The following is a 26884-nucleotide window of genomic DNA, read 5'->3' on the forward strand; positions in this document are numbered from 1 at the left end:
TGGGCTCCTATGCGGGGAGGTGGTCGGTGATGCTGAGGTGGGAGAGCACCCAGGCGTTGAAGCGGGCGGGTTGCTCCTGGTTGGCCAGGTGACCGGCGTCCTTGACGATCACGTAGGCGGCCTTGTGGAGGGCGCCGGCGAGTGCCTGGGAGGCGTCGGGGCCGGTGATGCGGTCCTGGTCGCCGCAGAGGACGAGGGCGGGCGCGGCGATCCCGGGGAGTTCGGCGCGCAGGTCGGCGGTGGCCATCGAGGCGGCGGCATGGCCGTAGCCGGGCAGCCGGATCGCGTCGGCCATGGTGTCGGTGACGCGCTGGACGAGGGCGGCGGGTGCCTGGCCGGAGAGCAGGCGGGGGGCGCGGCGTTGGGCGAAGGTCCTGGGGCCGAGCTCGGCGAGTTCGGCGGCCCGGGCGCGCATCGCGGCCGCCTTGGCCGGATCGGCTCCGGATCCGACGCTGGAGTCGGCGACGATGAGGGAGGCGACGAGTGCGGGGTGGCGGACGGCGAGTCGCAGCGCGATCACTCCGCCCCAGGACACGCCGAGGACATGGGCGCTTTGGCCCCGTGCGCGGAGGAGGTCGGCGGCGGTGTCGGCGTAGTCGTCGAGGGTGAACGGGGCTTTGGGATCGGGGGACTTGGCGTATCCGGGGGCGTCCCAGGCGAGGAGCCGGGCGTGTCGTTGCAGTGCGGCGAGTTGGGGGGCGAAGGCGGCGGCGGAGGAGCCGATGCCGTGCAGGCACAGCAGCAGGGGGCCGCGGTCGCCGGCCTCGACGAGGTGCACGGCGGCGGTCACAGGATCTGCCCCGTCCGTCCGGTGAGGGCGGCCAGGCTGCGCAGCACGGCGTGCGGCACGATCTGACTGGTCGCGGGGGTGTGCGGGTCGGGCCGGTGGGCCACGTCGAAGCGGTACGTCCCGTGGGTGCCGGTGGCTTCGATGACGTGCCTGGTGTGGTGGGCGGCGGGGTCGGCCACGATGGTGACGCGTACGCCGTCCGGGTCGCCGACGGTCAACGCGAGGGTGGCGGCGACGTTGGTCGACTGGGGGAACTTGCCTGGGATGTCGCGGGCGGTGCCCGTCATCACCTCGACCGGTCCGGTCGCGGTGCGGAGCCGGGCCAGCAACTCCTCGTCCATCCAGGGCTGTTCGAGGGTGGTGGGCAGTTTGGTGGTGGTCAATCGGACCTCGTGGAGCGGGCCGAGGGAGCGGGCGGCCTGGAGGAGGTCGAGGCCGCCCACGGCGCCGCCGGTGACGTACAACCGGCCGGGGCCCGCGGCGTGCAGGCGCTTGGCGAGGTCCTCGTCGGTGAGTGCGCCGGCGGAGGCGATCAGCAGGTCGGTACCGGAGCGCAGGACGCGCTCGCCCCACTCGCGGACGACGCCCGGGCCGGCGGCCTCCACGATCAGGTCGCAGCGTCGGAGGGCCTCCTCGAAGGTGACGTGCGGTGCCGGGGCACTGTCGCCGAGGGGGTGGTTGTCGACGATGCTGGTCAACTCGGCGCCGGGTAGGGAGTGTTGGGCGAGGGCGGTGCCGACGACGCGGCCGATGGCGCCCCAGCCGATCAGTCCGATCCGGCGGGTCCGGTGGGTGCCGGCGGTCATGCGGTGGTCTCCTTGGTGGGGGCGGCGAGCGGTCCGGGGTCGGGGGTGCCGGCCATGTGGCGGCGGATCTCCGGCGAGGGCGGGCCCGCGGTGCCCCACAGGTCGGAAAGTTCGGGGGTGCGGCGCCACACCTTGGCGATCCAGCGGTCCTCCACCACCTGTGCGACCTCGGAGGTGTACTCGCAGACCAGGCCGGAGGGGTCGGTGAAGTAGGAGAAGGTGTTGTTGCCCGGGCCGTGCCTGCCGGGGCCCCATTGGGGGGTGATGCCGTGGTGGCGGAGCCGGCCCAGGCCGCGCATGAAGTGGTCGAGCGACGGCATCTCGTAGGCGATGTGGTTGAGCGAGGCCCAGTCCGCCTGGTTGAAGGCGATGCAGTGGTGGTCGGCGTTGCAGCGCAGGAAGGCCATCTGGTGTTCGGACCAGTCGGAGACCCGCAGGCCGAGCACGTCGCGGTAGAAGGCGACGGAGGCGTCGATGTCGGTGGTGTTGAGCACCGCGTGAGTGACCCCGACGGGGACCGCCTCCTGACGGCCACGGGGTGCAACGGCCCAGGTTTCGGCGGTCAGTTCGACCAGCCGGCCCTCGTGGTCGGTGAAGCGCAGTCCGTAGCCGCCGCCGACCTGGTCGAGGCGGCCGGGTGGGGTGACGGGGGTGATGCCGCGGGCGTGCAGCCGGCGGGCGGCCTCGTCGACTTCGGCTGGGGTGGCGACGGCGAAGGCGAGCCGGCCGAGGCCGATGCGGTGGGAGCGGGTCAGTTGGAGCGCGTGGTGCTCCTCGCCGGTGCCGCGCAGCCACACGGCGTCGGGGGCGGACTCGACGACGGTGAGCCCCCATGCCTGGGCGTAGAAGTCGGCGGCCTCGGCGAAGGCGGGGGTGAGCAGTTCGACCGCGCGCAGGGCGCGTAGTCGGGCGATGGGCGGCGGGGTCATGGGCGTCTCCGGGGGCTGGGTGACGGCGGGGTGTTGCGGACTGTGTCTGGTCGGGGGCTCAGCCGGCCCACGGCAGGGGGGCGTCGGAGGTGCTCCAGTACAGGGACTTCTGCCGTTGGTAGGCGCGGATGGCGTCGCGGCCCTTCTCGGTGCCCAGGCCGCTGTCCTTCATGCCGCCGAAGGGGGTGGCGATGCTGAACTGCTTGTAGGTGTTGATCCAGACGGTGCCCGCCTCGATGCGGTGCGCCAGTCGCCAGGCGGCCCGGTGGTCGCGGGTCCAGATGCCGCACGCCAGGCCGTACACCGAGTCGTTGGCCTGGCGGACCAGGTCGTCCTCGTCGTCGTAGGGCAGGGCGATCAGGACGGGGCCGAAGATCTCCTCCTGGCAGGCCCGGGCGGTGTTGGGGAGGCCGTCGATGACGGTGGGCAGGTAGTAGGCGCCGTCGCGGTACGCCTCGCCCTCGGGCGCGGCGCCGCCGCACCGGACCCGGCCGCCCTGCGCGCGGGCGAGGTCGACGTACGCGGCGACGGCGTCCCGGTGCGCATGGTGGACGAGCGGGCCGACCTGGGTGTCCGGGTCTGTGCCGGGTCCGACGCGCAACGCCCGTGCCCGCTCCACGAGTTGGCCGACGAACTCCGCATAGATCTCGCGCGCCACGAACAGCCGGGAGCCGGCGATGCAGGACTGACCGGTTGCCGAGAAGATCCCGAACAGCACGCCGGCCAGGGCCTGTTGGAGGTCGGCGTCGGCGCGGACGATGGTCGGCGACTTGCCGCCCAGTTCGAGCGAGACCGGGATCAGCTTGCGGGCGGCGACGGCGGCGATGGCGCGGCCGGTTTCGGTGCCGCCGGTGAAGCCGATGCGACCGACGAGAGGGTGGGTGGCGATCGCGTCGCCGACCACCCGCCCGCTGCCGGGCAGGACGGACAACAGGGCTGCGGGCAGGGCGCGTTCGTCCAGGGCGCGGGTGATCAGCCGGCCGAGGGCGAGGGAGGTGAGCGGTGTCCACGCGGCGGGTTTGAGGAGGACGGCGTTGCCGGCGGCGAGCGCGGGGGCGATCTTCTGTGCATCGCTGGCAACCGGCGAGTTCCAGGGGTTGATGGCCGCGACCACGCCGATCGGCTCGTAGCGGCTCATCGTGACGTAGGCGCCGCGCGACGGGGTGAGGGCCTCCTCGGCCGTCTCCAACGCGGCCGCGGTGTAGCGGAAGGTCGCGGCGGCGCTGAGCGCGAGCGCCTTGGTCTCGGCGAGGGTCTTGCCGGTGTCGGCGGTCTGGACGGCGGCCAGCTCGCCCGCGGCCTCCTCCACCAACTCGGCTATGCGGGAGAGCACTTGGGCACGCTGATGAGGCAACAGGTCGCGCCAGGCGGGGTCCGCTGCCGCGCGGGCAGCGGCGCGGGCGGCCTCGTCCACGTCGGCCGGACAGGCGGCGTTGAGGGTGGCGAGGGCCTGGCCGGTGGCCGGGTTCGTGGTCACGAGCGGGGCACCCTGGCCGGGGCGCCACTCTCCTCCGATCAGGATGTCGGTGGAGAATCGGGGCACGGCGGACCTCCGGGACCGGTCGATGGATGGGGCGGCTCGGGGCCCTGGGCGCGGCGCCCTTGCCACTCGGAGCGCTTGAAAGCTAAGGGCTTAAACATCCATCGGGCAAGACCCGCGGCACCGAAAAATACTTTTGCTCTTAACCATTGACCGCTTAGGCAACTATCCCTACTGTCGCCGCAACTTTCTCTCTCGCGGAAGGAACCCCGATGACGACTGTCGCCGGCCGGCCCGGTGTGGGACCGGCGGGATCGATCGCCGCGAGGCTCGAACGACTGCCGCAGTCCCGCTGGCACGTCAAGGTCCGCTGCCTGATCGGCGCCGTCACCTTCTTCGAGGCGTTCGACCAACTGATGGCCGCCTCCGCGCTCCCCGTGCTGCAACGGGACTGGCATCTGACGACCGGAGCGGCCACCCTCGCGGTGACCGCCGGCTCGGTCGGCATGCTCCTCGGCGCGCTGGGTGCCGGCTCGCTCGGCGACCGGATCGGGCGGGTGCGCACCGTGGCTCTCGGGGTCGCGGTCACCGCGCTCGCCAGCCTGGCCGTCGCCCTCGCCGGGAACATCGAACTCTTCGCGCTCTTCCGGTTCGTCCAGGGCCTGGGCATCGGCGGCGTGGTCCCGGTCGCCGCCACCTACATCAGCGAGATCGCGCGCTCGGACCGCCGCGGCCGCTTTGTGCTCCTCTACGAGATGATCTTCCCGGCCGGGCTTACCGCCGCGAGCCTGGTCGCCGTCTGGGTCGTCCCGCACCTCGGCTGGCGGGCGATGTTCGTGGCCGGCGCACTCCCCGTGCTGCTCGCCGCCGCACTCCCCCGGCACGTCGTCGAGTCGCCGCGCTGGTTGCTGGCGCGCGGCCGGATCGAGGAGGCCGAACGCGCGCTGGACCGCATCGAGTTGGAGGTGACACGGGCCACCCGCGCACCGCTGCCCGAGCCGGCGCCGACGACCACGGTCGAGGAGAGCGCGCCAGGCAGCCTGCGGGAGTTGTTCGTCGGGCGCTCGCTGCGGCGCACGGCGGTCGTCTCCGGCCTGTGGTTCGTCGGCTACTACGTCAACTACGGCATCGCCACCTGGCTGCCGTCCCTCTACACCAAGAGTTTCGGCCTGGACCTCACCACCGCGCTGCGCTACACGCTGCTCGGCAATGTCACCGGTCTGCTCGGCACGTTGGTGGTGGCGTTGACGATCGACCGGGTCGGCCGCCGGCCGGCGCTGATCGTCGGGTTCGCGGGGGCGGCGCTGGCGTTGGCGACCCTCGCGCTGAGCGGGGCCGTCTCTGGCGGGCAGGTCGCGGTCTTCGCGTCCGGGACCACCTTCTTCGTGTTCGCGATCAACGCCGCGCTCTACCTCTACTCCCCCGAGCTGTACCCAACGCGCAACCGCGCCCGGGGTGCGGCCTTCGGCGGGCTGTGGAACCGGGCGGGCGTCATCCTCGGGCCCATCGTCGTCGGGGCGATCCTGGCGGCGGGCGGCAGCCTGGCGGCGGTCTTCGCCCAGCTGGCGGGCGTGGCGGCAGTGGGTGCGGTCATCGCACTGTTCGCCGTCGAGACCAAGGGGCGGACGTTGGAGGACCTCAACTCATAGGGTCTGTCCGGCCCTGACCATCGGACAGGCCCCAAGCCGCCCGCGGCGCGTGACGGTCGGCCCGGTCACCGGTCACCGGTCACCGGTCCTCGTCCGCGTCGCTCGTCGGCCGCCCGGCCGCCTCGTCGAACAGCGGGAACAGCCGGGTGATCAGCGCCACCGGGCGGGCGCCGTCGGGCCGGGCCAGCGGCCGCTGTTCGCGCTCGCGGTACGGGGCGAGCGCCTTGCGGACCGCATCGGCGACCCGGCTCATCTCCTCGGGCGTCAGATAGGCGATGGCGCTGAAGGCTTCGTCCCGACGCCATGCGGCGGGCGCCTCGTCCCGCCGCTCCAGCCAGCGCCGCCAGCTCTCGTCCTCCAGCCCGCGGGCGAGTTCACCGAAGTCCTCCGCGGCCGGGCCGGCCTCGGGGGTGGGCCGCCGCAGTCGCCAGGGGCGGGCGCGGCCGCCGTGCTGCGGGGCCTCCTCGATCCGGCCGTGGCGGGCGAGTTGGCGCAGGTGAAAGGAGCAGAGGCCGGAGCTGTAGCCGAGCCGGGCGGCCGCCTCGGTGGCCGTGACGGTGCCCACCTCGGCGAGCAGCTCCAACAGGGCCGTGCGGACCTCGTGTTGGGGCAGCCCCGCCTCGGTCGGCGAGGTCGTGCTGGGCGGGGCATTGAGGTCTTCTTCGGTCACTTTGCAAAGTCTGCTACTTTGCAAAGCGCCGCGCAAGCCCGGTCGTTCAACACCCGCGCGACACCGCGGAACGCCTCACGCGAGCTCCGCACGCCCAACACCAGGGGGACAGCCATGCCGCACCACGACCACCGACCCACCGCCCTCGATCGCCCATCCACTGCCCTCCGGCCTGCCCCCGTGCGCGTCCAGGGCGCTCCGGCCAACTCCTACCCCGCGCTGCCGCCGGAGGCCGAGCGCGGGTCGGTGCGCCGGATCACGGAGGTGGGCGAGGAGGTCCTGAGCCGTCCGTGCCGCGAGGTGACCGAGTTCGGCACCCCCGAACTCGCCGCGCTCATCGACGACTTGTTCCTGACCATGCACATCGCCGACGGCGCCGGCCTGGCCGCCAACCAGGTCGGGGTCGACCTCCAGCTCTTCGTCTACGACTGCCCCGACGACCACGGCACCCGACACGTCGGCCACCTCATCAACCCGGTCCTCGAACTCCCCGAGGCCGGCCAACGCCGGCTCATCGACGACGCCGAGGGGTGCCTGTCCGTCCCCGGCGCCACCATGGACGTCCCGCGCACCGACCGGGCCGTGGCCCGCGGTGTCGACCAAGACGGGCGGCCCCTGGTGATCGAGGGCACGGGCTACTTCGCCCGCTGTCTCCAGCACGAGACGGACCACCTCATGGGGCACACCTATCTCGACCGGCTCTCCGCGCGCGAACGCAAGGACGCGCTGCGGCAGATGACGACCCGTAGGGCGGAGGTCCTCGCCCTACGGGCCAGCAAGACGGCGGGCCTGGGAAGGTAGTGCCGCCGACGCCCTCTCGCCTCTCCCCCGGACGGGCTCAGAGGCCCCCGGTGTCGAGGTCGATGTCGAAGGGGGCCGGGATGCGGACCGGCGCCCCGTAGGGGTGCGGGCCGTCGGTCCGGGCGTAGCCGAGACGGCCCGGGTCCGAGTAGAGCGTCAGGGACCGTTGTTGACGGTCGACCAGGAGGTAGAGCGGCGCCCCGTACTCCGCATAGCGCTGGCGCTTGACGACCCGGTCGGTGTCCTCGTCCGCCCCCGAGGTGACCTCGACGACGAGCAGGGTGTCGGACGGCAGCAGCGCCGCGCCGCCCTTCGCCGCGGCGGCGGGGACGACGGCGAGGTCGGGGACATACCAGTTCGCCGAGCCGGGGAGGTCGAGGTCGCCGGAGCCGATCACGCAGCCCAGTTCCCGCGCCCGGGCGCGGATCTGCTCGCGGAGGGCGTCGGCGACGGCCTCGTGGTCCCAGTCGGGCGGCGCGGCGTCGATGACCCCCTCGATGATCTCCGCCCGGTCGTCCTTGAGGTGCTGGATGGCGTATTTCAGGGCACGTTCGGGGTCGATGCCGTTGCTGTAGTCGACGGGCACGTCACTCACCAGAACCGTCCTAGGGCGCGGGGGCGGCTTGCGCCCTCAACCTAACGCCCCGGCGCGGGTGAGCGCGGGTCGACGGGCGCACCGCGGTCACCTGGCCGGCAACCCCACACCCGCCGCGCCCGCGCTCCCCTGCCGGGCGTCTGAATCAAGGCGTAGTTTCGCCCCAATCCTCGGGAGCGGAGCTGTGCAAGCCGAGGTTCCCGTGCTGGCATGCGGTCGTCATCCACTCCTGGTGTGCCCGCGCCGCGGGTCCAGGACGACCGGAAGGAAGAGCCATGCTCAGCGCCCTCAGCACCGGTGCCGCAGCGGCAGTCCTGCTCCTCGGATCGGCATCCCCCACCACACCCCTGCGGTTCGGCGACGACCCGCCGACCGGCAACATCACCATCGACGTGGCCACGGTCAACGGCTCGGGATGCAGACCCGGCAGCGCCGCCGTGGCGGTCGCCCCTGACAACACCGCCTTCACCGTCACCTACAGCGAGTACCTCGCCCAGGTGGGCGGCGCCAGCAAGCCGACCGACGCCCGCAAGAACTGTCAGATCGCCCTCAACGTGCACGTCCCCCAGGGCTTCACCTACGCCATCGCCCGGGCCGACTACCGCGGCTACGCCTCGCTCGCCCAGGGGGCGAAGGGTCTTGAGCAGGCGAACTACTACTTCCAGGGCCAGCCGGAGACGGCGCACAAGGCACACTCGTTCGCCGGCCCGTACAGCGACAACTGGCAGACCTCGGACGAGACCGACCTCGACGCCCTGGTCTACGCGCCCTGTGGCGAGGAGCGCTACCTCAACATCAACACCGAACTACGACTGGACGGGTCCGCGGCGGACCCCAAGAGCACCAGCTACATGACGATGGACTCCACCGACGGCAGCATCAACACCCTGTACCACTTCGCGTGGAAGAAGTGCCCGGCGTCGAAGTAGCGTTCATCCGCAGCGAGTTGGCCGGATCGCCGTAGGCCGGGGGCCCGTACGCTGTGGCGTGCGGGCCCCGATGCGGAGGGCGGCGGCTACTGGCCCGCGGCCGGCCCCTCGGCCGCCGCCGTGGTCGCCAGGCGGCGGTCGGCGAGTTCGGTCAGCAGGGCCGCCTGGCGGTGCAGGACCCGGTCGTCGAAGACGGCCCGCGGCGAGTGGTTCATCGGAGCCCGCTGCCAGTCGGCCCCCTCGGGGGCGGCGCCCACCAGCAGCATCGCGCCGGGGACGCGCCGCAGGACGTGGGCGAAGTCCTCGGAGCCGTTGGTGGGTTGCGGGGACTCCCACACCTCGTGCGGCGGAAAGAGGTCGCGGGCAGTGGTCAGGGAGAAGGCGGTCTCGTCGGTGTCGTTGACGGTGACCGGGTAGTGGCGCTGGTACTCCACCTCCGCGTCCAGGCCGTGGGCGGCGGAGATCGAGCGGACCAGACGGGGCAGCCCCGCGGCGAGCTGTTCCTGGGCGCGCTCGGAGTAACTGCGCACCGTGGCCTGGAACTCGGCGGTGTCGGGGATGACGTTGGCCTGGGTCCCGGCGTGGAAGCTGCCGATGGTGACGACGACCGGGTCGAAGATGTCGAAGGTGCGGGTCACCCAGCTCTGCACCGCGGTGACCATCTCGCAGGCCGCCGGGACGGGGTCCTGGGCCGCGGCCGGGGTGGAGGCGTGGCCTCCCTTGCCGCGCACCGTCACCGTCAGCAGGTCGGAGGCGGAGGTGATGGTGCCGGCGCGGGTGATGACCACGCCGCCGGGCACCTGGTTGGACGCCACGTGCAGCGCGTACGCGGCGTCGAGCGGCTTGCCCGCCGCCTCCAGGACGCCCTCCTCGATCATCGCGCCGGCCCCGTTGTGGCCCTCCTCGCCGGGCTGGAACATGAACACCACGTCGCCGTGCAGGCGTTCGCGGCGCTCGGCCAGCAGCGTGGCCGCGCCGACGAGTCCGGCGGTGTGCAGGTCGTGTCCGCAGGCGTGCATCCGGCCGGGGGCCTCGGAGGCGTAGGACACCCCGCTCTCCTCGGTGACCGGCAGGGCGTCCATGTCGGCGCGCAGCAACACCGCGCCTCCGGGCCGGCCGCCCCGGAGGACCGCGGTCACCGAGGTGAGGTCCTTGCCCAGGCTGACCTCCAACGGCAGGCCGTCGAGGGCCGCGAGCACCTTCTCCTGGGTACGCGGCAGTGTGAGCCCCAACTCCGGCTCCCGGTGCAACGACCGGCGCAGCCGCTCCAGTTCGGGTTGCAGTTCCTTGGCGCGTTCCACTGCCGACATGCCCATTTCCATTCCTGTTGCTCGGGGGGGTGCCTGGTACGGTCCGGCCGTACCCAGTCCAGGCTGTGGCTTTTTCCGACCCCTGGCCGCAATTCGCCGGAAAAACGCAAGGAGGCGCTCATCGTGCAGGATTCCGGGCGGGCACCCCGGACCCTGGATCATGTCGACCAGGCCCTGGTGCACGCGCTGCAGATCGCGCCGCGGGCCAGCTGGGCCCGGATCGGGTCCGTCCTCGGGCTGGACGCCGTGACGGTGGCCAGGCGTTGGCACCGGCTGACCGAGTCCGGCGCCGCCTGGATCAGTTGCCATCCGGCGCCGGTGCTGGCCGCCTCGGGCCAGGGATGTCTGGCGTTCGTCGAGGTCGACTGCGCCCCCGACCGGCTCCACCCCATCGCCCGGGCGCTGGCCGCCGCCCCGCACGTCGCCGCGCTCTCCCACGTCAGTGGCGACCGGAGCCTGCATCTGAACGTGATGGCCCGCGATCTGGCCGCGCTCTCGCGCTGGGTGACCCGCGGACTGGCCCCGTTGGACGGGGTCCTGGGCGTCCACACCCACCTGGCCGGTCCGGTGCACACCGAGGGCAGCCGCTGGCGGCTGCGGGCCCTCGACCGGCGGCAGGTCGCCCAACTCGCCGCGGCCGCGCCCCGCACGCGCACCGACACCCCCGCCTTCACCCTCGACGGCCTCGACCAACGGCTGGTCACCGCGCTGTCGGTGGACGGCCGGGCCACCTACCGCGCGCTGGCGGAGCAGTGCGGTGCCAGTCCCGACACCGTGCGACGCCATGTCAACCGGCTGTTCGCGGCGGACATGCTGCACGCCCGGTGCGAGGTCGCCCGCCCGCTGTCGGAGTGGCCGGTGACGGTGTCCCTGTGGGGTCAGGTGCCGGCGGCCAAGCTGCGGGAGGTGACCCACCGGGTCACCGGCATGCGCGAGGTCCGCCTGTGCGCCAGCGTCATCAGCCGCCACAACCTGCATCTGGTCGCCTGGGTGCGCTCGCTCGACGACGCCCAGCGCTTCGAGGTCCGACTCGCCGAACGGGCCCCGGACCTGACCGTGACCGACCGCGCGGTCGCGCTGTGGAGCATGAAGCACAGCGGCCACCTCCTCGACGAGGAGGGCTACCGGGTGGGGGCGACGCCGCTGGCGTTGTGGGACGAGGAGGAGGCGGAGCCGACCGGCCGAGGTTTCGGGTGAGGCCCGGGGCGTTCCCCCCTGCCGTCCACGCTCCCCGCCCGCCAGCTTGGGCCAAGGTCAAGCGCAGGGCCACGCTCACCCGTCAACTCCCGCCCGCGGCAAGCCACGTTCGGATGAAACCCGGCGCCTTCTTCTCACATGGCGATGCGAAATACGTCATACAGAACTGTGCATATCCACGAGGAACATGTCAGCGAGCCCGGCATGGTCGTCATCGACGTCACCGCAGCCGACGAAGCCACCGCCACTCTTGCCGCCGCCGAGCTGGGGCGCTTGTGGCGTTCCAGCGGCCCGTCCGCCCCTTGGCACACGCCGGGCCGCCCCGGCGTCTCCGTCCGGGCCTACCTGGACCTGCGTCAACGGCCGGTCACCGCGGCCGACGACGTGTATCCCCTGCCCGGACCGCGACGGAAATACCGCACTCACGGTAAGTAGACCAGCGCCACCGCGACGGTCAGCACGAGCAGGCCGGCCACCACCGCGGCCGCGACGGCGATCACCCGGCGATTCGCGCCCGGCACCGACGGCACCTCCCGCGGCACGCACCACGAACAACACCGGTCCGCCCTGATGCGCGGCTGATCCAGCCAATAGGCCCCGCGTAGCCGCGGTGTACCGGCATTCTCCGGCCAGGAAACGAAAGACCCCATGCCCGGCCAACGAAGCCACTTCCGGTGAGGAACCGGCACCGCACCCCACCGCAACCGGATCGTCACCCGCGAACCGCCACCCGGCGACCTCACCTGCCCCGGCCGCCCCAACTACCACTACGGCGTCCCCGGATACGCTCCTCCCCGGTAACCCGCCGCCCGGACGCCGCCTCACCGTCACCCCGCGCCGCCTGGTCGCTCACCGCCCTGTCCGATGCCTCCGGGCCGGCGGCCGGCAGGTGCGCGTAAGGCCGCTACCGAGGGGGCCGTTTGCCGTGGCCGGCTGCGCCGTCACCTCGCACTCCTGGATACGGATCGGCGTCGCGTGATCCCACGGAGCTTGGACCACACCGGTATTGCGCCCATCCCGTCGGACACGCCCTGGGCCCGTCTGCCCCTCAGAGGCTGCCGGAGCTCACGAATTGCACCACCGCGACGACGACGCCGAGCAGGGCGAGGGCACAGCCGACGCCGCCCAACACGATGCCGGCGACCGCCATGTTGCGGCCGCCCGCCTCACCTCGGTCGGCCTTGCGCCGAGCGGAAATGCCCAGGCACAGCGCGATGATCGGCAGCACGATGGGGATCATCAGCAGGCCGAGGATGCCGAGCACCATCGAGGCCGTTGCCTGGCCGCTGGGCAGCGGGGCCGGCACGGCGTAGCCGGGGCCGTACGTCGGGGTGTTCGGGGGCGGTGCCTGGGTCATCTGTTTCTCTCCGTCATTGCCGCGTTTCCTCTTCCGAGGCGCCCGGGATTCCTGGGGTCCGGGATCCAGGCACTCGATCAGGCGCTCGTTCCCGGCCGAAAGGTGCCAGGCGGGCGGCTCTGGCCGTTCAGGCATCGGGCGCACCCCACGCCGGAGCCGACGTTACCGCACGTGAGAGCCCCAACCCGACCGGTGCTCGGCGAGGTCTCCCAACACCTCGCCTGCTAAGGGGAATTGGCGTTCAGAAATGTGGAGCAGCTGACCAACGGAGCGGGGCGGGGCGCACCCGCGCCCCGCCCCTTCTCTCACTCCCACCGTGCGGAACCGGCGCCGCCTACGCGTCCGCTGCCTGCCCCGCCGCCCGGCCCGTTGCCTGGTCCGTCACGAGCAGGCGCCGGCGGAACAGGTCGAGCACCTCGTCCAGCGCCGCGCGCGTCGGCTGGCCGGGCTCGTCGATGAGGTGCTCGGTCAGCACGGAGTGCGGCGCCATCGCGGCCTGAGGGTTGGCGTCCTCGTCCGACAGCTCGACGGCGGTGAACGCGTCGCCCAACTCCCGGCGGAGGAAGGCGAACCGGTCGTCCGGCACCAGCCGGTCGCTGCGGAACCGCAACCCCATCACCTGAAGGCCGTCCCGCTCGCAACGGCCTCGCACGACGGCGAGTTCGTCGGCCGAGATGTCGATGCCGGCGGCCCGGCGCTTGGTGATCGGCAGCGGCAGCGACGGCTGGGACAGCACCGGGGCCAACAACCGGTCGTCCACGGCCATGGCCAGCGCGAACCCGCCGGTGAAGCACATGCCGACGGCCCCGACCCCCGGCCCTCCGCAGCGCTCGTGTTCGTGCGCGGCCAGGGCCCGCAACCAGGTCACCACGGGAGAGGACTTCCCGGTGGCCAGCGCGGTGAACTCCTTGCGCACACACAACTTCCGTATCGTCGAGCCCACATACCGCGCGGCGTTCAGCCGACCGACGCGGTGGGGATCGGCGTCGCGGCCGGGCGTGCCGAACAGCACCGGCAGCACGACGGTGCAGCCGATGTCGGCCACCCGCTCCGCGAACTCCAGCACCTTGGGCGTGATCCCTGGGACCTCCGCCATCACGATCACCGCCGGTCCCGTACCGCGTCGAAGGATGCGACGCCGCACGCCGTCGTGGGTGAAGGTCTCGCGGTCGAAGCCGGACAGGTCATGATCTGCCATGGAACACCACCGTTTTGTGATCGATGACGGCTCGGGACGGGCCGGCGGGCACCGTCCGCCCGAGGGCGCCCGGCGCCTGCGACCCGGTGTGCTGAACCGCGACATTACCCACCGGTTGCCTTGGCAGCGACACCGGCCCCGCCGTGGCTCAACTCCCAACCCCGGAAGGAGAAGAACACGATCAGCGCTCCCCCACAGACAATGGCCCAGTCGGCGAAGTTCATCACGCTGAAGCCGCGGACGGAGAGGAAGTCCACGACCGCGCCCTGCAGGCCGCCCGGGGCACGGAAGAGCCGGTCCGTGAGGTTGCCCAGCGCGCCGCCGAGCAACAGGCCCAGCGCGATCGCCCAGGGAACGCTGTAGAGCCTGCGCGCCAACCGGATGATCGCGACGGCCACGGCCGCCGCGATGAGCGTGAACACCAGGGTCATCGCCCCGCCGAGTCCGAACGCCGCGCCGGAGTTGCGGATCACCCGGATCTCCAGCCAGTTCCCGATCACCGGAACGGGATCGTGGTACTCCAACTTCTTGACCACGACGAACTTGCTGACCAGGTCCACCGCGTAGACCAGACCCGCCACCAACAGGAGCAGGAAGACCCGCCGGCGGCCGGCGCTCCCCTCTCCCCCAGCGCCCCCTTGGGCCGTCGCCGCCGTCCGCTGCGTATGCGTCAAGTCCGGTCACCTCTATGTCGGTTGTGCCCTCGTCCCACCGTCGGCCGTCGGGCGCGGCCAACCAACGGGCCGCCCCGGGCTCTCCCCCGTGGGCTGTTCCTCCACCATAGAACGGGCCGGCCGGGGCCGGGTTCGACGAGTTGACCCGAGCAACGCGTAAGCGGTACCGGTGGCGGTATCGGTGAGCCTGGCGACGGCGGTAGCGAGGGCAAGAGCGATCCCGAACGCGGGGGCGGTGACGGGCGAGGTCAGCCGGCGAGGGCCCGCTCGATGCGCGTCGACACCTCGTGCCAGGGCCGGGCCGGCACCACCGGCAGCCCGTGCCGCGCGGCCTGTTCGGCGAGCCGCTCCGCGTACCGGGCGCTGACCTGCGCGCGGTGGGTCTGCCGACCGCCATCCGGCTCGCGGGCCGCGTAGTTGGCGACGATCCGCGCGGGGTCGCCCTCGTGCAGGAACACCGCACGCACCCGGCGGCCGCCCGCCGAACCCTCCGCCACGGCCCGGGCGACGGTGGCCGGGTCCAGGTAGTCGCCCTCGATGACGGCGGGGACGTCGACGGTGCGGCGGTTGTCCACGACGCCGAGGAGGGCGGGCGCCAGTGCCTCGGCGGTGGCGATCTGGAGTTCCACCACGTGGTCGACGTCGAGCACCGAGGTGTCGGGGAGGCCGACGAAGTGGTGCAGTGCGGGGTGGCTCCCGGCGTCCGTGGAGCGTTGCAGCGCACTCACCACGTCGTCGAACTCGACCACGAACGCACCTCGCTCGCGGGCGAGTTGGGCGGCGGCGCGACTCTTGCCCACGCCGGAAGCGCCGCCGAGGAGGAGGATGTCCCACGCGGATTCGGTCATGATCGCACCGTATCGGTGCCCGGCAGCGCAGTCGGACCCGGCCCCCGCGCCCCGGAAACCCCATGCACCCTGACGCGCCTGTCTGGGACGACGCCGGCGTCAACCAGCCCTACCTGCCCGGAACTTCAGCCCACCACTGGCCTGGCATCACCATCCGTCAGCGAGCACGGCCAGCCCGGATGGACCGCGAGGGAGCCTGCGGCGACATCCAGGGAGACGGTGGCCAGGGTCTCCCACCGCGTGCCGAACGCCGCGTCCGGCTGCGGGTGGCAGCACACCTCCGCGCCGTCCTCGACATGGCAGGCGAGGGCGGAGAGGAGCGCCGCCCGGTCGGGTGCGTCGCCCAGTTTCGCGGCCCGTTGTTGGAGGGCGGTGCGGCGGTGGTAGGTCCCCGCATCGGCGGTTCCCCTCGCCTCGCCCTCGGCAAGGGCGGGGGCGACGAAGTGGTTGGTCCGCACCACATAGCCGTCGGCTCCGGCAGGCAGGCAGGCCGAGCCGGCCGGGCTGAGTTCGATGGCTGCCGCGGTGGCGCGGCCCTGCGCGTACCCGGCCAGGGTGAGCGAACTGGACGCCGCGACCGGCGTCGTCACGGCCAGTTCGGCGGCCTCGCCGACGGTCTCGCAGGTGTCGAGCACCGCACGGGACAGCACGTGCACCGGCACCCAACTCCCCTCATCCGAGACCGACTTGTCGGACGCGTGGCCGAGGATGTTGAAGTGCACCCCCAGCCCGGCCGCGTTGACCCCGATCTTGCCGACGATGCCGTACTCGGTCACGGTGCGGACCACGCGGCCGTCGGGGTGCTCGATGTTCCAGACGAACCAGCCGTCCCGCATGCCGTCGTGCCAGTCCCAGGTCTGCGCGGTGACCGGCGGTCGGCCGTCGGACGGGGCATGGACCAGCGTCGAGCACTCCGGTTCGGGCAGCGCGCCGAACCGTCCGAGGATCTCCGTGCGCGCGTTGAGCGCGGCGATCCGCCACAGGGGCAGGTCCGCGCCGCGTGCCATGCCCTCCATTTCCTCGGCCAGTTCGGGGGCCCGGGCGCCGACGTGCGCGAAGGCTTCCCGACTCCAGGCGACGACGTCCCGCTGGTCGATGCCGACGGCGGTGAACAGCCGGTCGTAGAAGGCGCTGGTGCGACGCATGCGGTCCGGAAAGGCCCGGCCGAGCGCGCGCCCGCGCTCACCGGGCGTTGGCTGCGTCGACCGGAAAACGGTGAGCTTGGTCATGGTCGTCCCCTCCGTCTCCCCCGTTTACTGCCGTCTCCTCCGTCCTCACGTCCATCATGGCCGGGCGCACCGGCCCGGCGCGACCCTCTCGTCGCCAAGGAACCGCCGTCGGCCACGGCGAACGGGGCCGCGCGGGCACTTCGCAGCACCCCCCACAGCCCCGTTGCCAACAGCCGCTATGTGCCTGGCTACTGCGGCCTGAAGGACCGGATCTGATAGCTGCCCTGCAGGTTGCCGCCTGATCCGGCCCCGGTGGATCCGACGCGACTGTGGTAGTTGGTCTGGGTGTAGAACTGCACTCGGTGGCCGGTCCCGTTCCACACGGAGCGGACGTTCCGTCCCCGTTGGATGAAGGAACAGTCATCGGCGGTGTTCGCCTTGCTCTTTTGCGACCACTGGCAACGGGTGCCCCCGCCGTTCCAGTTGTCGTAGAGGCAGAAGTAACCGGCCGTGCAGTTGTAGGCCGCGCGGTGGGCGGGCTTCACGGGTGCGGCGACCACGTTGGGCGCGAGGCCGAACGTGGCTGCCAGGGCCGCCGAGGCGAGGGCGAGCGAACGCATACGACGCATGGCGATGCTCCTCCAGGGAGACGGGAAGGGGACGACTGCCCGTCGGCGGGGCCGAACGGCCAGTCAGCGAACAGCCGTCAGTATCGGCCCGCGCCAGGTGCGCCACGCGGGGATTCTCCGGACCCGGCGCCCCCCGTGGAGGCATCCCGGCGCGCTCACCGAGCGCACTCCGGCGTCTGCGCCCCACAATGCCCCCGCACCACCGCCAATCTCCCACCCAGCAACGCCACTTCCGGCCCGCTCACCCCGGCCGTACCGCCTCCGACACCTCGGCGATCAGGCTCTCCACGTCGGCTCCCCAACGGGAACTGATGACAAGGTCGCGCGCCGGATCGACCCACAACAGATGCGCGCCGCCGTTGCCCCGGGCGCACCGACCGGTCGTCGGCGCCTTGGGCCACACCGTCCCCTCGTCGTTCAGCCACCAGGACAGTCCGTAGTTGGGCTTGACGCGACAGGGCGTCCACAAGGCATCGATCCAACTACGGGAGAAGATTTGGTCGTTGGCATGGCGTCCGCCCCGCAGACACAGGTGCCCGATGCGGGCGAGGTCGAGGGCGTTGATCCACAGCCCCCCGCCCCAGTGCGCCCCGCCGGAGACGACCGGCGCCCGGGTGCCGTCGTCGAGGTCAACGTATGCCTCGCGATAGCCGTGCCACTCCCAGGACGCGGAGGCCCCGATCGGCTGCATCACGCGGGTGCGCAGGACCTCGGGCAGCGGGCGTCCGAGCAGCGTGGTGAGTGCCAGCGCGGAGAGGTTGACGCGGACGTCGTTGTAGGCCCACCCCTCGCCCGGCGGCCCGCCCGGGGACTCGGTGCCCTCGCGCGTGCTCTGGGCGTCCACGCTGGTCGGCTTGGACCACAGCACCCCCTCCCACTGACTGGTCTGGTCCAGCAGGTGTCGCCATGTGATGCCGCGCCCGTGCCCGTCCGCAAACTGCGGCAGCCGTACAGACTCGTGGACCGGCTCGTCCAGCCCCAACAACCCGTCGTCGAACCCAACACCGGCCACCAACGAGAGCACGCTCTTGGTCGCGCTGAACGCCATCTCCACGCGGTGCGGATCGCCCCAGGACGCCACGACCCGCCCCCGCCGCGCGATCACCCCGCTGGGCCCGCCCCCGTTCAACAGCGGCCCGAGCACCTCGCGGTGGGAAGCGTCGGCCACCTGCGCCGCGAGGTAGGTGGCCATGTCCTCGACGCCCGGAACCGGCCGATCCGCCTGCCGCCGGACGGCCCGCGCCAAGGCATCGTCGTCCACCCCTGCCCAGGCATCGCCGCCCTCGGCCTCGTCCAAGCGCGCCCCAACCGCCACCGCTCCCACCCCCGCTATCCGAGCCACCCGACGTCAAGTCGCCACCGTAGCCCGCAGCGACGGGGCCAGGCACCCCTACGACGCGTCGCGCCCGTCACCCTCCTGCTGCTCCAAGCTCCTGAGCACGGAGTCGAGCAGGCCGGGGAATCGACTGTCCAAGTCCTCGCGCCGCAGGCGCATATGGAGGTGGCGCCCCTCGCGCCGCTGGTCCACCAGCCCGCTCTCGCGCAGCACCCGCCAGTGGTGACTGGCCGTCGACTTGGAGACGTCCGGAAGGATCGCCCCGCACGTCGACTCCGCCTGCTCCGCGAGCGTGCGGACGACACGGAGCCGAATGGGGTTGGCCAGCGCCTCCAGTACGTGCTCCAGGCGCATCTGCTCTCGGGTGGGGTGGAACAGCGCAGCGGACATGGTTCGACCCTACAAGAAGAGCCCAACCTGCCTGCCCTCTCCGCCAGAGCCCCTATCGACAAGACCCCCTCTACCCTCAATCCGTCAGTTCCAGTACAGTCGAACTATCGACGCGCCGCACGGGGCAGCAATCCCCTGCCCCGCTCCACTCAGGCGCGCAGACACAGAGGTGCAGAGCCCAGACAGGGCGCACCGAACAACGAAGGCCAACCACAAAATGGGAGACCCCATGTCCCTCTCCGACGAGGAAAAGTACGAGCTCGGGCGGCAGTTCCACGCCGCACTGTCGACCGCCGACTGGGACCGCATCCGCTCCCTGCTCCACGACGACGCCACCTGGTCCCTGCCGGGCGACAACACCGTCTCCGGCACGGTCGAGGGAGCGGACGCCGTGGTCGCACGGGCCAGGAAGATCGGGGGCTACGGGCTCAACTTCGAGCTCCTGCACATCCTTATCAGCCCGACCAACATGGCGCTCTCCCTGCACAACACCGCCCAGCGCGACGACGCCGTGCTGGACGAGTACCTGTCCACGGTGTGCACCTTGCGCGACGGCAAGATCGCCCGGATCGAGACCTATCTCTCCGACGTGCAGGGCATGAACGCCTTCTTCGTGTGACGCCCAGCCCCTGGCTCAGTGCTGGGCCGTCGCCGACAGGGAGAAGTCCGCGAACTCGGCCCGTTCCGTCGTCTTCGGGCCCCAACTGGTGTCGTGGCCACCGAAGAAGGTGGAGAAGAACACCCCGCTGAACGGGATGTCCGCGATGCCGGTGGCGGTCGCCTTGGACTGGAGCGCCTGCTTGCCGTCGTACCAGACGGTGACGTTGCCGCTGGCGCGGTCGACGAGTTGTTCCACGGTGTGCCAACCACCGTCGGCGAGCCACTTCCAGGCTCCGAGGCCCACGTCCACGCCGTAGCCGGTGGGACCGGAGTTGGTGGGGGTGTAGAGGTAGACCTCGCCCTCGTTGGGGTGGGACTTGGCGCGGAACATATAGCGGGTGGACCAGCCGTTGCCGTGGTTGCCGCCGGATTCCTGGCCGATGGCGCCGCCGTAGAGGCCGGGCAGCTTGCCGCCCTTGCCGAAGTCGAAGCCGCGGGGGAGCTTGAGGCTGTACTTGAGGTCCAACGTGGTCGAGCGCGCCAGATCGGACCGACCTATCGCGTCGAGCCGGGTGTAGAACTGGCCGCCTCCGGGGTTGGGACAGTTCGAGCAGGAGTTGGCCGACGAGCCGGCGCCGTAGGTGACTTGGAGCGCGGAGCCGTCACCCGGCGCCGTCGAGTCACTGATTCCCTTGAGGTCGGACTGGCCCCAGGCACCCTTCGACGCGACTCCCCAGGCTCGCTTCCAGGACGCCGAGCCGTAGCCGCTGAACTGCCCGGACCAGGCCCCTGCGTGGACCGCGGGGGCCCGGCCGGGGAGGGCCGCGGCCGGCGGCAGCACTGCGCCGGTGCACACGGTCGCGGCGAGGGCGGCGCCCGCCGCCAACAGACAGCGCCAGGAGGCGGAGAGACGGGGCAGCGGAGAACGGGGTAGCGGGGACATGCCACTCCTCGGAGTCGCGGGCCGGGCGAAGGTCGGCCCTCGCCGATTCCGCCCCGCGTTCACACAGCCGAACACAGGGCAGGTACATGACCAATCAACGGCGAAGTTAGCGCTCCGACCGCCAGCCGTCCAGGAGTTGGTGGGAAACTTTCCTAACTACGCGCCGAGTTGACGCTCCTGGGCGTCACATCGACCCACCGCCCAAGATCATCCGAATTGGGCGCGAAGACCCCTCGACGGCAGCATGCACCGTACGTCTACACTGGCGAAAAATGCCATGAGATATGGCGATGAAATCGGGAGTATACACGGGCAGTATAGTTCGCGTCATGTCTCTCGATCTTGCCTCCACGGCACTTGTGGGCAAAGGGCGCGCCACCGCCCCACCCCCCACCGGTGCACGCCACTGGCCGGCCTGGTTGGTTCCCGGCCTGCCCGCCGCGCTGGCCCTCGCACTAGGGCTGTGGGGACTCTCCCGCCAGGGCGCCATATGGCGGGACGAGGCCGCGACTTGGGAGGTGGCCGAGCGGTCCCTATCCGAGATCTGGCACATGACCGGCCACGTGGACCTCGTCCACGGCCTCTACTACCTCCTCATACATGCCATATTCGAGGTCTTCGGACCGCACCTGATGGCGTTGCGACTGCCCTCGGTACTCGGCGCCGTGGTTGCCGTGGCGGTCACCGCGGCGACGGCGCGCAGGCTCGCCGGCCCGTTGGCGGGCGTCGCGGCGGGACTGGCGCTGGCCGTGCTGCCGGTGATGCAGCGCTACGGCCAGGAAGGGCGCTCGTTCACGTTGGTGGCCGCGGGCGTGGCGGTGGCGACCTGGCTGCTGACCGGCGCGTTGGGCCTGACGGGACCGGCCGAATCCGCCACCCCGCGCTCCGAGCGGCGACGCCGGCCCGCGGAGCTCCTGCGGTGGACCGCCTATGCAGCGGTGATGCTCGCCACCACACTGCTCAACTGGCTCTCGCTCTTCGCTCTGGCGGCCCACGGCGTGACCGTCCTGATCGCCAGACGACGCGGCCAACGCCCCCTCCTCGCACGGTGGTTGGTGGCCGCGGCCGTGATATTCGCCGGGACGCTTCCCCTCATCGTGGCCAGCAGCAGACAGGCGCGACAGGTGGCCTGGATACAACCCCCCTCCGCGGGGAGCCTGTTGGGGGTGGCGGCCATGCTGATCGTCGCCCTGGCCTGCACCAGGGCGCCGGGCCAGGCACGCGCACCCCGCTCGCCGGCCGCGGTGGGTTTGCCGCTCCTGGCCGTCCCGCACCTCGGCCTGCTGCTGGCGTCCTGGCTCGTCAAGCCGCTCTACGTCGACCGCTATGTGCTCTTCGCGTCCATAGGGCTGTCGCTCCTCGCCGGCCCCGCCCTTGCCTGGGTGGCACAGACACTCGCCTCGCGCATCCGGACCCGACACCGGCGCCCTGGCCGGCCCCGCGCGGGGGCCCTGCTCGCCGGCATCGTGGCGGTCGCGCTCCTGGCGCTGCTGCCCTTGGAGTTGAGCCTGCGCACCCCGGAGAGCCGGACCGACGACGTGCGGGCGGCCGCGGCGCAGGTCGCGACGGTTGCCCACCCGGGCGACGGCATCGTCTTCATACCCGCCCATCGGCGCGACGCCGCCCTCCTCACCCCCGCTTCGTTCCGCGGCCTCGATGACCTCGCCCTGGCCGAGGCCGCGGCCCCCTCGGGCACCCTCTACGGCACCGAGGCCGCGCCCGCGGACATCCGGGCCGCGATGCTGACCCACCGACGCATCATCGTCCTCAGCGACAGCGGCTCCGCCCCCGCGGCCGCCACCGCCCAGGACCGGGCCAAACTCGCCACCCTCGCCCAGCACTTCACCCCCACCGCGTCCGGCGCCGCCGGGGGACGCCAGGTGACCGCCTACGAGCGGAACCCGTGACCGACCACGGGTGACGAGGAGGAGGATCGGGACGCGCCAGGGGCGCTGCGGACCGCGGAGAACGCGGACTCACGCAGCGCCCCTGGCGCTCTGTAGCGAACTGATGCCTCTCGTCAGAGAATTGATGTCTCGTCATATCGCCGACGGGGCAGGAGGTTCCGGAAGGCGCCGAGTGAGGAGCCAGCCCACGGCGGGGAGGGCGATCAGGGGCAGGAGGGCGGTGTGGAGCGAGGTGGCGTCGGCGAGGGCGCCGACGAGGGGGCTGGCGACGCCGCCGACGCTGACCGCGAGCCCGAGGGTGACCCCGCTGGCCGTGCCAACGCGCGAGGGAAGGTAGTCCTGGCCCAGCGTGACCTGGAGCGAGAACGGGATATAGAGGCCCGCCGAGGTCAGCGCCACGAACAGATAGAGGGCCGGGCCGGGGACGAGGGCCACGCCCGCGACCGCGAACACCGTCGCCGCGTACGACCAGCGCACGACGCGCACCCGGTCCCAGCGCGCCGCCAGCCAGCTACCCAGCACAGTGCCGACCGCGCCACCGAGGTAGAGGACGAACAGCGCCACCGCTCCCACGGTCGCGCCGCCTCCGGTCCGTTGGCGGGCGTAGAGCGAGATGAAGCCGCCCAGCACGACGAAGACGATCGAGCGGCAGACGATGGCCAGTGTCAGCCGGGCGAAGGAACGGCGGTCGTCCTGCCCGGCGGAGTGCGTTGCCTTGCGGGCGCCGGCCGGGTCGGACGCGCCCCGCCGGAGGGCGAGCAGGGCCAACACCGTGCCCAGTGCCGCCGGGACGACGAGGACGGGTGTGGCGCGCAGACCGCCCGCCGCGATCACCGGGGTGACCAACACCGGGGCCAGGGCGAAGCCGACGTTGCCGCCGAGCGAGAACCAGCCCATCGCGGTGTGGCTGCCGCGGCTGGCGATGCGCGCGACCCGCGCGGACTCCGGGTGGTACGCGGCGACGCCCACTCCGGCGAGAGCGACGAACACCAGGGTCAGCGCATAGGAGTGGCTCACTCCGCTCAGCGCGATGCCGACTCCGGCCACTGCCGTGCCCAACGGCAGCAGCCACGACATGTGTTGACGATCCGTCAGGAATCCGAAGAGGGGCTGGACGACCGACGAGAGCAGCGAGGCGGCGAGCACCACGCCCGAGGCCGCCGCGTAGGAATACTGGCGTTCCGCCACGAAGAACGGCACCAGGGCGGAGACCGCCCCTTGGTACACGTCCACGCAGGCATGGCCGACGGAGAGGGCGGCGATCGGACTCCGGGCCCGGGGCGCGGGCGTGACCGGATCGACGGGGCGCAGCGGCGGGTGTTCGGTCGCTTGCGGGGGACGCATGGGTGACGGCATGGATCGATCCTCATCGCCCGAGACGTCAACGCGCTTCCGATAAAATGCCGCAGTGTGTCAAAAATCCGCCACACACCGAAGGCCACCACAACAATCCGGCCGCTGACCGCCGGCCAGGGCATCGACGCCCATCGGCACGACGAGCACCAGATCATCTACGCGGGCCGCGGGGTGCTCGCCGTCACCACCGAGGCCGGCACCTGGATCGCCCCCGGGAACCGCGCCCTGTGGGTGCCGGCCGGCACCGCCCACTCCCCCCGCGCGCACGGCGACCTCGACCTGCACACCATCGGCCTGCCACCGCCCGTCAACCCGCTCGGCCTGCGGGCTCCGACCGCCCTGACGGTGAGTCCGCTGCTGCGCGAGCTGATCGTGACGTACACCCGCGAGGCGGCGCACTCCGCCGGGACGGCCGCCGCACCCGAGCGCGAACCCGAGCGGCTCCGCCTGCGCACCGTGCTCCTCGACCAGCTCCGCGCCTCTCCGCAGCAGCCGATGCACCTGCCCACCCCCACCGACCCCCGGCTCGCCGCGGTCTGCGCCCTGCTGCACCGCGACCCCGCGGACGACCGCACGCTGGCCGCCTTCGGCACCGAGGTCGGCGCCAGCGAACGCACCCTCAGCAGGCTGTTCCGCGCCGAGCTCGGGATGACGTTCCCCCAGTGGCGAACCCAACTACGGCTCTACCACGCGGTGGTGCTGCTCAGCGAGGGCGTCCCGGTCACCGCGGTGGCCCGCCGCTGCGGCTGGTCCTCGACCAGCGCCTTCATCGACGTCTTCCGTCGCGCCTTCGGGCACACGCCCGGTATGCACCTGCGCCGCTAGGGCCAGGGGGCGCCCGGCGCACATCTGTCGTGCGCAGCACTCCCGCGTCAGTGGCGCGGGGTGCCCGTCACTGCCGCCCAGGGATGGGTGAAGGTGAGAGAGCCGTCGTCGTGGCGGGCCGGGCGCAGACCGGTCGGTGGGCCGCCGGCGAGCTCCGCTTCGAGCCTGGCCCGGATCCGGGCGCCCACCGGTTCCGAGGTCTTGCTGCGCGCCAGCCAGTCCGCCAGGTCGAGAGCGTGGTCCCGGATGGCGGTCGAGACCACCACGGCGCCGGCAGCGTCCAACAGGGCGTGCAGCTCGGTGAGCGGCAGGGTCCGGTGATGACTTGGGTCGCGCAGGCATTCGAGCCGGTTGGTCTCCTCGGCCAGCGCCGGGTCCTCATCGGCGATCATGTCGATGAGCCCGATGCGGCCACCGGGCCGGGTGACCCGAACCATCTCCCGTACCATCGCCGCCGGATCGGCGACCTGATGCAGCGCCAGTCTGCATACGACGAGGTCGAACTGCCCGTCCAGATAGGGGAGTTCGGCCGCATTGCCGAGGGTGAAGGTGATGTTGCGCAGGTCGGCGGCGAGGGCGAGCCGCTGCCCCTGCTGGAGCATCTCCCACGTCAGGTCGAGGGCGCTGACGTGGTGCACCCGGGGCGCCAGCGCGCGGCCCAGGTGAGCGGCGCCGGCGGCCACGTCCAGTACCTGTTCGTCGGCCGCGGGCGCGAGGCGTTCGAGGATCCAGTCCAACCCCCGTGCGGCGAAGCCCTCGTCGGTGAAGGTCGTCGCCTGGATGCGGAACTGCTCGCGAACCGTGTCATCGTGAGTTCCCGTCATATCCGCCAGCGTACGCCCGGCCGCCCGCGGCACCGCGGGCGCCAGGGTCGCCTGGCTGGCGGGCCCCGACGGCGTCGCCCCCGGCCCACAACCATCCGACGGACCAGTGCGAGGGGCGCCGCTCCCGGGCTGTGGTCATGATCGGAGGGTGATCTTCCTCAGCCTGCTGACCATGCGTCATTGCCTGCGTCCCGGTCTGCGACGTTGCCTCGCCGCGGTCTCGGCCATCGCCCTGCTCGTCACCGTCCCGGGCTGCGCGGGCCGTTCCGCTCCCGGTACGGAGCGGGCGGGGTCGTCGGCGGCGGCAGCGGCCGCTCCGTCACCGTCCGCCTCACCGCCGACCATGCTCCGGCCGTTCAGGCACCTCCCGTCGCAGGCCGACTGCCGTCGGCGCCTCGGTTTCCCCTGCTACCCCGCCGACTTGGTACGCAGGGCATACGGCGTCGACAGGCTCAACTCCACCGGGATCACCGGCAAGGGCCGGACCGTCGTGGTCTACGAACAGGTCGTGCCCAACACCCTCAAACGGGACCTGGCAACGTTCAGCCGGACCATGAAACTGCCCGTACCGGAGCTGACCGTCGACCGCTACGCCCCCATCGGGCACATCGCACCGTTCGATCCGAAGAACAAGCAGATGGTGGGCCCGGCCATGGAGGCCACCCTCGATACCCAGATGGTGCACATGCTGGCGCCGGAGGCGAAGATCGTCGTCACCCAGATCGGCCTGCCCCAGCGCGCGTTCACCTCTCCCTCCCCCACGTCCGACGCCTCCCGCGCGCTACCCGATGCGGAAACCCCGCAGGAGGCCAGGCAGTCCGCGAAGGTCGGCGCGGCGCTGATGCTCGACGGCATCGCGCAGAGCCTGCTCAGACACCGCCCCGACGCGATCTCGATCAGCTTCGGCGTCGAGGAATACGCCGCCGCCGGGAACAGCCACGCACCCGCCCGCGACCTGGCCGGGTTCAGCAGCGCGCTGGCCCAGGTCGTGGCGGGCGGCACCACCCTGACGGCCAGTACGGGCGACCTCGGCGCCGCCCCGCCCATCGGTCCGGGCGGCCGGCGCGTCAGGTCCGTTCCCTGGCCGGCCGCCGATCCCCACGTGCTCGCCGTGGGCGGCTCCCGTCTGCACCTCGACGACGCGGGCCGGCGCACCGCCCCGGACACCGTCTGGAACGACCGCTCCGGCGCCACCGGGGGCGGCCCTTCCCAGACCTTCGCCCGCCCCGGCTACCAGGACCGGGTGGCACACGTGGTGGGCGGGCGCCGCGGTCTCCCCGACATCGCCATGGACGGCTCGTCCACCGGTGGCACCCTCGTCTACGAGGGCTTCCTCCCCACGGGCGCGGGCTGGCTCCCGGTGGGCGGCACCAGCGAGGCGGCCCCCATGTTCGCGGCGCTGGTCGCGCTCGCCAACCAGAAGGCCGGCCACCAACTCGGCGACATCCACGAAGCGCTCTACGCCCTCGCCCGCGATCCGCACGGCGGCGTCATCGACATCACCGAGGGGAACAACGGCCCCGACGGCTTCCCCGCGAAACGGGGCTACGACCTGGCTTCGGGCCTCGGCACGGTCGACGCCTCCGCCTTCGTCCCGAAACTCGCCGGAACCGGCCGAAGCGGCCCGCGGTCAAAGACCGGGTGACGGCACATCAGCGACGGAGCACGGCAG

The 26884-nt window shown here is 72.1% G+C and carries 27 protein-coding genes; 9 read left to right on the plus strand and 18 right to left on the minus strand.

Going from position 1 to position 26884, the window contains the following annotated elements; translation table 11 throughout:
• Positions 1–7: 7 nt before the first annotated feature.
• Genes ACFVFQ_RS04160 through ACFVFQ_RS04175 form a run of 4 tightly spaced genes read right to left on the minus strand, consistent with a single transcriptional unit; the run spans position 8 to position 4068 of the window.
• Positions 8–790, minus strand: coding sequence for an alpha/beta fold hydrolase (locus ACFVFQ_RS04160; RefSeq protein ID WP_383408293.1), 783 nt, complete (start codon positions 788–790; stop codon positions 8–10).
• Positions 787–1596 (minus strand): aspartate dehydrogenase domain-containing protein, encoded by an 810-nt coding sequence (locus tag ACFVFQ_RS04165; protein WP_383408296.1) that lies wholly within the window; start codon positions 1594–1596, stop codon positions 787–789. The genes ACFVFQ_RS04160 and ACFVFQ_RS04165 overlap by 4 nt, the downstream gene beginning before the upstream one ends.
• Positions 1593–2525: a VOC family protein gene (locus ACFVFQ_RS04170; protein ID WP_383408299.1), complete on the minus strand. Its 933-nt coding sequence runs from the start codon at positions 2523–2525 to the stop codon at positions 1593–1595. The genes ACFVFQ_RS04165 and ACFVFQ_RS04170 overlap by 4 nt, the downstream gene beginning before the upstream one ends.
• A 58-nt stretch (positions 2526–2583) precedes the next feature.
• Positions 2584–4068, minus strand: coding sequence for an aldehyde dehydrogenase family protein (locus ACFVFQ_RS04175; RefSeq protein ID WP_383408302.1), 1485 nt, complete (start codon positions 4066–4068; stop codon positions 2584–2586).
• A 209-nt stretch (positions 4069–4277) separates the two neighbouring features.
• Here ACFVFQ_RS04175 and ACFVFQ_RS04180 point away from each other — a divergent pair, with 209 nt between their 5' ends.
• A complete protein-coding gene (locus ACFVFQ_RS04180) occupies positions 4278–5654 on the plus strand; it encodes an MFS transporter (protein ID WP_383408304.1) in 1377 nt (458 codons plus the stop codon).
• Positions 5655–5733: 79 nt separating this feature from the next.
• On the opposite strand, the gene ACFVFQ_RS04185 is transcribed toward ACFVFQ_RS04180, so the two are convergent.
• Positions 5734–6324, minus strand: coding sequence for a helix-turn-helix domain-containing protein (locus ACFVFQ_RS04185; RefSeq protein ID WP_383408307.1), 591 nt, complete (start codon positions 6322–6324; stop codon positions 5734–5736).
• 180 nt (positions 6325–6504) lie between these two features.
• Here ACFVFQ_RS04185 and def point away from each other — a divergent pair, with 180 nt between their 5' ends.
• On the plus strand, positions 6505–7125 hold the full coding sequence (gene def, locus ACFVFQ_RS04190; RefSeq protein WP_383408311.1) for a peptide deformylase: 621 nt from the start codon (positions 6505–6507) through the stop codon (positions 7123–7125).
• Between the two features lie 37 nt (positions 7126–7162).
• Here def and ACFVFQ_RS04195 read toward each other — a convergent pair whose 3' ends face one another.
• Entirely contained in the window at positions 7163–7720 is a 558-nt protein-coding gene (locus ACFVFQ_RS04195) for a Uma2 family endonuclease (RefSeq protein WP_383408315.1), read from the minus strand.
• Positions 7721–7995: 275 nt separating this feature from the next.
• Between ACFVFQ_RS04195 and ACFVFQ_RS04200 the strand changes: the two genes are divergently transcribed.
• Positions 7996–8649, plus strand: coding sequence for a DUF4360 domain-containing protein (locus ACFVFQ_RS04200; RefSeq protein ID WP_383408318.1), 654 nt, complete (start codon positions 7996–7998; stop codon positions 8647–8649).
• A gap of 86 nt (positions 8650–8735) precedes the next feature.
• Here ACFVFQ_RS04200 and ACFVFQ_RS04205 read toward each other — a convergent pair whose 3' ends face one another.
• Positions 8736–9959, minus strand: coding sequence for a M20 family metallopeptidase (locus tag ACFVFQ_RS04205; protein ID WP_383408321.1), 1224 nt, complete (start codon positions 9957–9959; stop codon positions 8736–8738).
• A gap of 123 nt (positions 9960–10082) precedes the next feature.
• Between ACFVFQ_RS04205 and ACFVFQ_RS04210 the strand changes: the two genes are divergently transcribed.
• Together ACFVFQ_RS04210 and ACFVFQ_RS04215 are read left to right on the plus strand one after the other, a co-directional pair.
• Entirely contained in the window at positions 10083–11156 is a 1074-nt protein-coding gene (locus tag ACFVFQ_RS04210) for an Lrp/AsnC family transcriptional regulator (RefSeq protein WP_383408324.1), read from the plus strand.
• A gap of 144 nt (positions 11157–11300) precedes the next feature.
• Positions 11301–11591, plus strand: a complete 291-nt coding sequence (locus ACFVFQ_RS04215) for a DUF6207 family protein (protein WP_383408948.1) — start codon at positions 11301–11303, stop codon at positions 11589–11591.
• Positions 11592–12204: 613 nt separating this feature from the next.
• Here ACFVFQ_RS04215 and ACFVFQ_RS04220 read toward each other — a convergent pair.
• The 8 genes from ACFVFQ_RS04220 to ACFVFQ_RS04255 all read right to left on the minus strand — a co-directional run bounded on the left by ACFVFQ_RS04220 (position 12205) and on the right by ACFVFQ_RS04255 (position 18757).
• Positions 12205–12513: a DUF4190 domain-containing protein gene (locus ACFVFQ_RS04220; RefSeq protein WP_383408327.1), complete on the minus strand. Its 309-nt coding sequence runs from the start codon at positions 12511–12513 to the stop codon at positions 12205–12207.
• Between the two features lie 334 nt (positions 12514–12847).
• Positions 12848–13711, minus strand: a complete 864-nt coding sequence (locus tag ACFVFQ_RS04225; RefSeq protein WP_383408329.1) for a dienelactone hydrolase family protein — start codon at positions 13709–13711, stop codon at positions 12848–12850.
• Positions 13712–13815: 104 nt separating this feature from the next.
• The gene (gene lspA, locus ACFVFQ_RS04230) at positions 13816–14385 is read right to left on the minus strand and encodes a signal peptidase II (RefSeq protein ID WP_383408332.1); all 570 of its coding nucleotides are present in this window, start codon (positions 14383–14385) and stop codon (positions 13816–13818) included.
• 248 nt (positions 14386–14633) lie between these two features.
• Positions 14634–15233 (minus strand): AAA family ATPase, encoded by a 600-nt coding sequence (locus ACFVFQ_RS04235; protein WP_383408335.1) that lies wholly within the window; start codon positions 15231–15233, stop codon positions 14634–14636.
• Between the two features lie 125 nt (positions 15234–15358).
• On the minus strand, positions 15359–16462 hold the full coding sequence (locus ACFVFQ_RS04240) for a C45 family autoproteolytic acyltransferase/hydolase (RefSeq protein WP_383408338.1): 1104 nt from the start codon (positions 16460–16462) through the stop codon (positions 15359–15361).
• 188 nt (positions 16463–16650) lie between these two features.
• On the minus strand, positions 16651–17031 hold the full coding sequence (locus ACFVFQ_RS04245; RefSeq protein WP_383408341.1) for a peptidase inhibitor family I36 protein: 381 nt from the start codon (positions 17029–17031) through the stop codon (positions 16651–16653).
• Positions 17032–17272: 241 nt separating this feature from the next.
• The gene (locus ACFVFQ_RS04250; protein ID WP_383408345.1) at positions 17273–18328 is read right to left on the minus strand and encodes a serine hydrolase domain-containing protein; all 1056 of its coding nucleotides are present in this window, start codon (positions 18326–18328) and stop codon (positions 17273–17275) included.
• Positions 18329–18421: 93 nt separating this feature from the next.
• Positions 18422–18757 (minus strand): ArsR/SmtB family transcription factor, encoded by a 336-nt coding sequence (locus ACFVFQ_RS04255; RefSeq protein WP_383408348.1) that lies wholly within the window; start codon positions 18755–18757, stop codon positions 18422–18424.
• A gap of 229 nt (positions 18758–18986) precedes the next feature.
• Between ACFVFQ_RS04255 and ACFVFQ_RS04260 the strand changes: the two genes are divergently transcribed.
• Positions 18987–19376, plus strand: a complete 390-nt coding sequence (locus ACFVFQ_RS04260; protein WP_383408351.1) for a nuclear transport factor 2 family protein — start codon at positions 18987–18989, stop codon at positions 19374–19376.
• Between the two features lie 15 nt (positions 19377–19391).
• Here the strand turns inward: ACFVFQ_RS04260 and ACFVFQ_RS04265 are convergent, their stop codons facing one another.
• A complete protein-coding gene (locus ACFVFQ_RS04265; protein WP_383408354.1) occupies positions 19392–20300 on the minus strand; it encodes a polysaccharide lyase in 909 nt (302 codons plus the stop codon).
• Positions 20301–20629: 329 nt separating this feature from the next.
• Here ACFVFQ_RS04265 and ACFVFQ_RS04270 point away from each other — a divergent pair, with 329 nt between their 5' ends.
• Positions 20630–22207 carry a glycosyltransferase family 39 protein gene (locus ACFVFQ_RS04270; protein WP_383408357.1) on the plus strand — a complete coding sequence of 526 codons (1578 nt, stop codon included), beginning with the start codon at positions 20630–20632 and terminating at the stop codon, positions 22205–22207.
• Positions 22208–22339: 132 nt separating this feature from the next.
• Here ACFVFQ_RS04270 and ACFVFQ_RS04275 read toward each other — a convergent pair whose 3' ends face one another.
• The gene (locus ACFVFQ_RS04275) at positions 22340–23551 is read right to left on the minus strand and encodes an MFS transporter (RefSeq protein ID WP_383408360.1); all 1212 of its coding nucleotides are present in this window, start codon (positions 23549–23551) and stop codon (positions 22340–22342) included.
• Between the two features lie 66 nt (positions 23552–23617).
• Here ACFVFQ_RS04275 and ACFVFQ_RS04280 point away from each other — a divergent pair, with 66 nt between their 5' ends.
• Positions 23618–24388 (plus strand): AraC family transcriptional regulator, encoded by a 771-nt coding sequence (locus ACFVFQ_RS04280; protein ID WP_383408366.1) that lies wholly within the window; start codon positions 23618–23620, stop codon positions 24386–24388.
• A gap of 47 nt (positions 24389–24435) precedes the next feature.
• Here the strand turns inward: ACFVFQ_RS04280 and ACFVFQ_RS04285 are convergent, their stop codons facing one another.
• A complete protein-coding gene (locus tag ACFVFQ_RS04285; protein WP_383408369.1) occupies positions 24436–25212 on the minus strand; it encodes a class I SAM-dependent methyltransferase in 777 nt (258 codons plus the stop codon).
• Between the two features lie 148 nt (positions 25213–25360).
• Between ACFVFQ_RS04285 and ACFVFQ_RS04290 the strand changes: the two genes are divergently transcribed.
• Complete coding sequence (locus ACFVFQ_RS04290; RefSeq protein WP_383408372.1) at positions 25361–26857, plus strand: S8 family serine peptidase; 1497 nt, start codon at positions 25361–25363, stop codon at positions 26855–26857.
• Positions 26858–26884 lie beyond the last annotated feature (27 nt).

This window comes from Streptomyces sp. NPDC057743, from assembly GCF_042798755.1.
Taxonomy (GTDB): domain Bacteria; phylum Actinomycetota; class Actinomycetes; order Streptomycetales; family Streptomycetaceae; genus Streptomyces.

What these genes read in the sequence shown, in the direction of transcription:
- ACFVFQ_RS04165 (WP_383408296.1), bottom strand. Translation starts at nt 1,596, where the DNA reads ATGACCGCCGGCACCCACCGGACCCGCCGGATCGGACTGATCGGCTGG.
- ACFVFQ_RS04170 (WP_383408299.1), bottom strand. Translation starts at nt 2,525, where the DNA reads ATGACCCCGCCGCCCATCGCCCGACTACGCGCCCTGCGCGCGGTCGAA.
- ACFVFQ_RS04180 (WP_383408304.1), top strand. Translation starts at nt 4,278, where the DNA reads ATGACGACTGTCGCCGGCCGGCCCGGTGTGGGACCGGCGGGATCGATC.
- ACFVFQ_RS04200 (WP_383408318.1), top strand. Translation starts at nt 7,996, where the DNA reads ATGCTCAGCGCCCTCAGCACCGGTGCCGCAGCGGCAGTCCTGCTCCTC.
- ACFVFQ_RS04205 (WP_383408321.1), bottom strand. Translation starts at nt 9,959, where the DNA reads ATGTCGGCAGTGGAACGCGCCAAGGAACTGCAACCCGAACTGGAGCGG.
- ACFVFQ_RS04215 (WP_383408948.1), top strand. Translation starts at nt 11,301, where the DNA reads ATGCGAAATACGTCATACAGAACTGTGCATATCCACGAGGAACATGTC.
- ACFVFQ_RS04220 (WP_383408327.1), bottom strand. Translation starts at nt 12,513, where the DNA reads ATGACCCAGGCACCGCCCCCGAACACCCCGACGTACGGCCCCGGCTAC.
- ACFVFQ_RS04225 (WP_383408329.1), bottom strand. Translation starts at nt 13,711, where the DNA reads ATGGCAGATCATGACCTGTCCGGCTTCGACCGCGAGACCTTCACCCAC.
- ACFVFQ_RS04235 (WP_383408335.1), bottom strand. Translation starts at nt 15,233, where the DNA reads ATGACCGAATCCGCGTGGGACATCCTCCTCCTCGGCGGCGCTTCCGGC.
- ACFVFQ_RS04240 (WP_383408338.1), bottom strand. Translation starts at nt 16,462, where the DNA reads ATGACCAAGCTCACCGTTTTCCGGTCGACGCAGCCAACGCCCGGTGAG.
- ACFVFQ_RS04245 (WP_383408341.1), bottom strand. Translation starts at nt 17,031, where the DNA reads ATGCGTCGTATGCGTTCGCTCGCCCTCGCCTCGGCGGCCCTGGCAGCC.
- ACFVFQ_RS04255 (WP_383408348.1), bottom strand. Translation starts at nt 18,757, where the DNA reads ATGTCCGCTGCGCTGTTCCACCCCACCCGAGAGCAGATGCGCCTGGAG.
- ACFVFQ_RS04260 (WP_383408351.1), top strand. Translation starts at nt 18,987, where the DNA reads ATGTCCCTCTCCGACGAGGAAAAGTACGAGCTCGGGCGGCAGTTCCAC.
- ACFVFQ_RS04265 (WP_383408354.1), bottom strand. Translation starts at nt 20,300, where the DNA reads ATGTCCCCGCTACCCCGTTCTCCGCTGCCCCGTCTCTCCGCCTCCTGG.
- ACFVFQ_RS04270 (WP_383408357.1), top strand. Translation starts at nt 20,630, where the DNA reads ATGTCTCTCGATCTTGCCTCCACGGCACTTGTGGGCAAAGGGCGCGCC.
- ACFVFQ_RS04275 (WP_383408360.1), bottom strand. Translation starts at nt 23,551, where the DNA reads ATGCGTCCCCCGCAAGCGACCGAACACCCGCCGCTGCGCCCCGTCGAT.
- ACFVFQ_RS04285 (WP_383408369.1), bottom strand. Translation starts at nt 25,212, where the DNA reads ATGACGGGAACTCACGATGACACGGTTCGCGAGCAGTTCCGCATCCAG.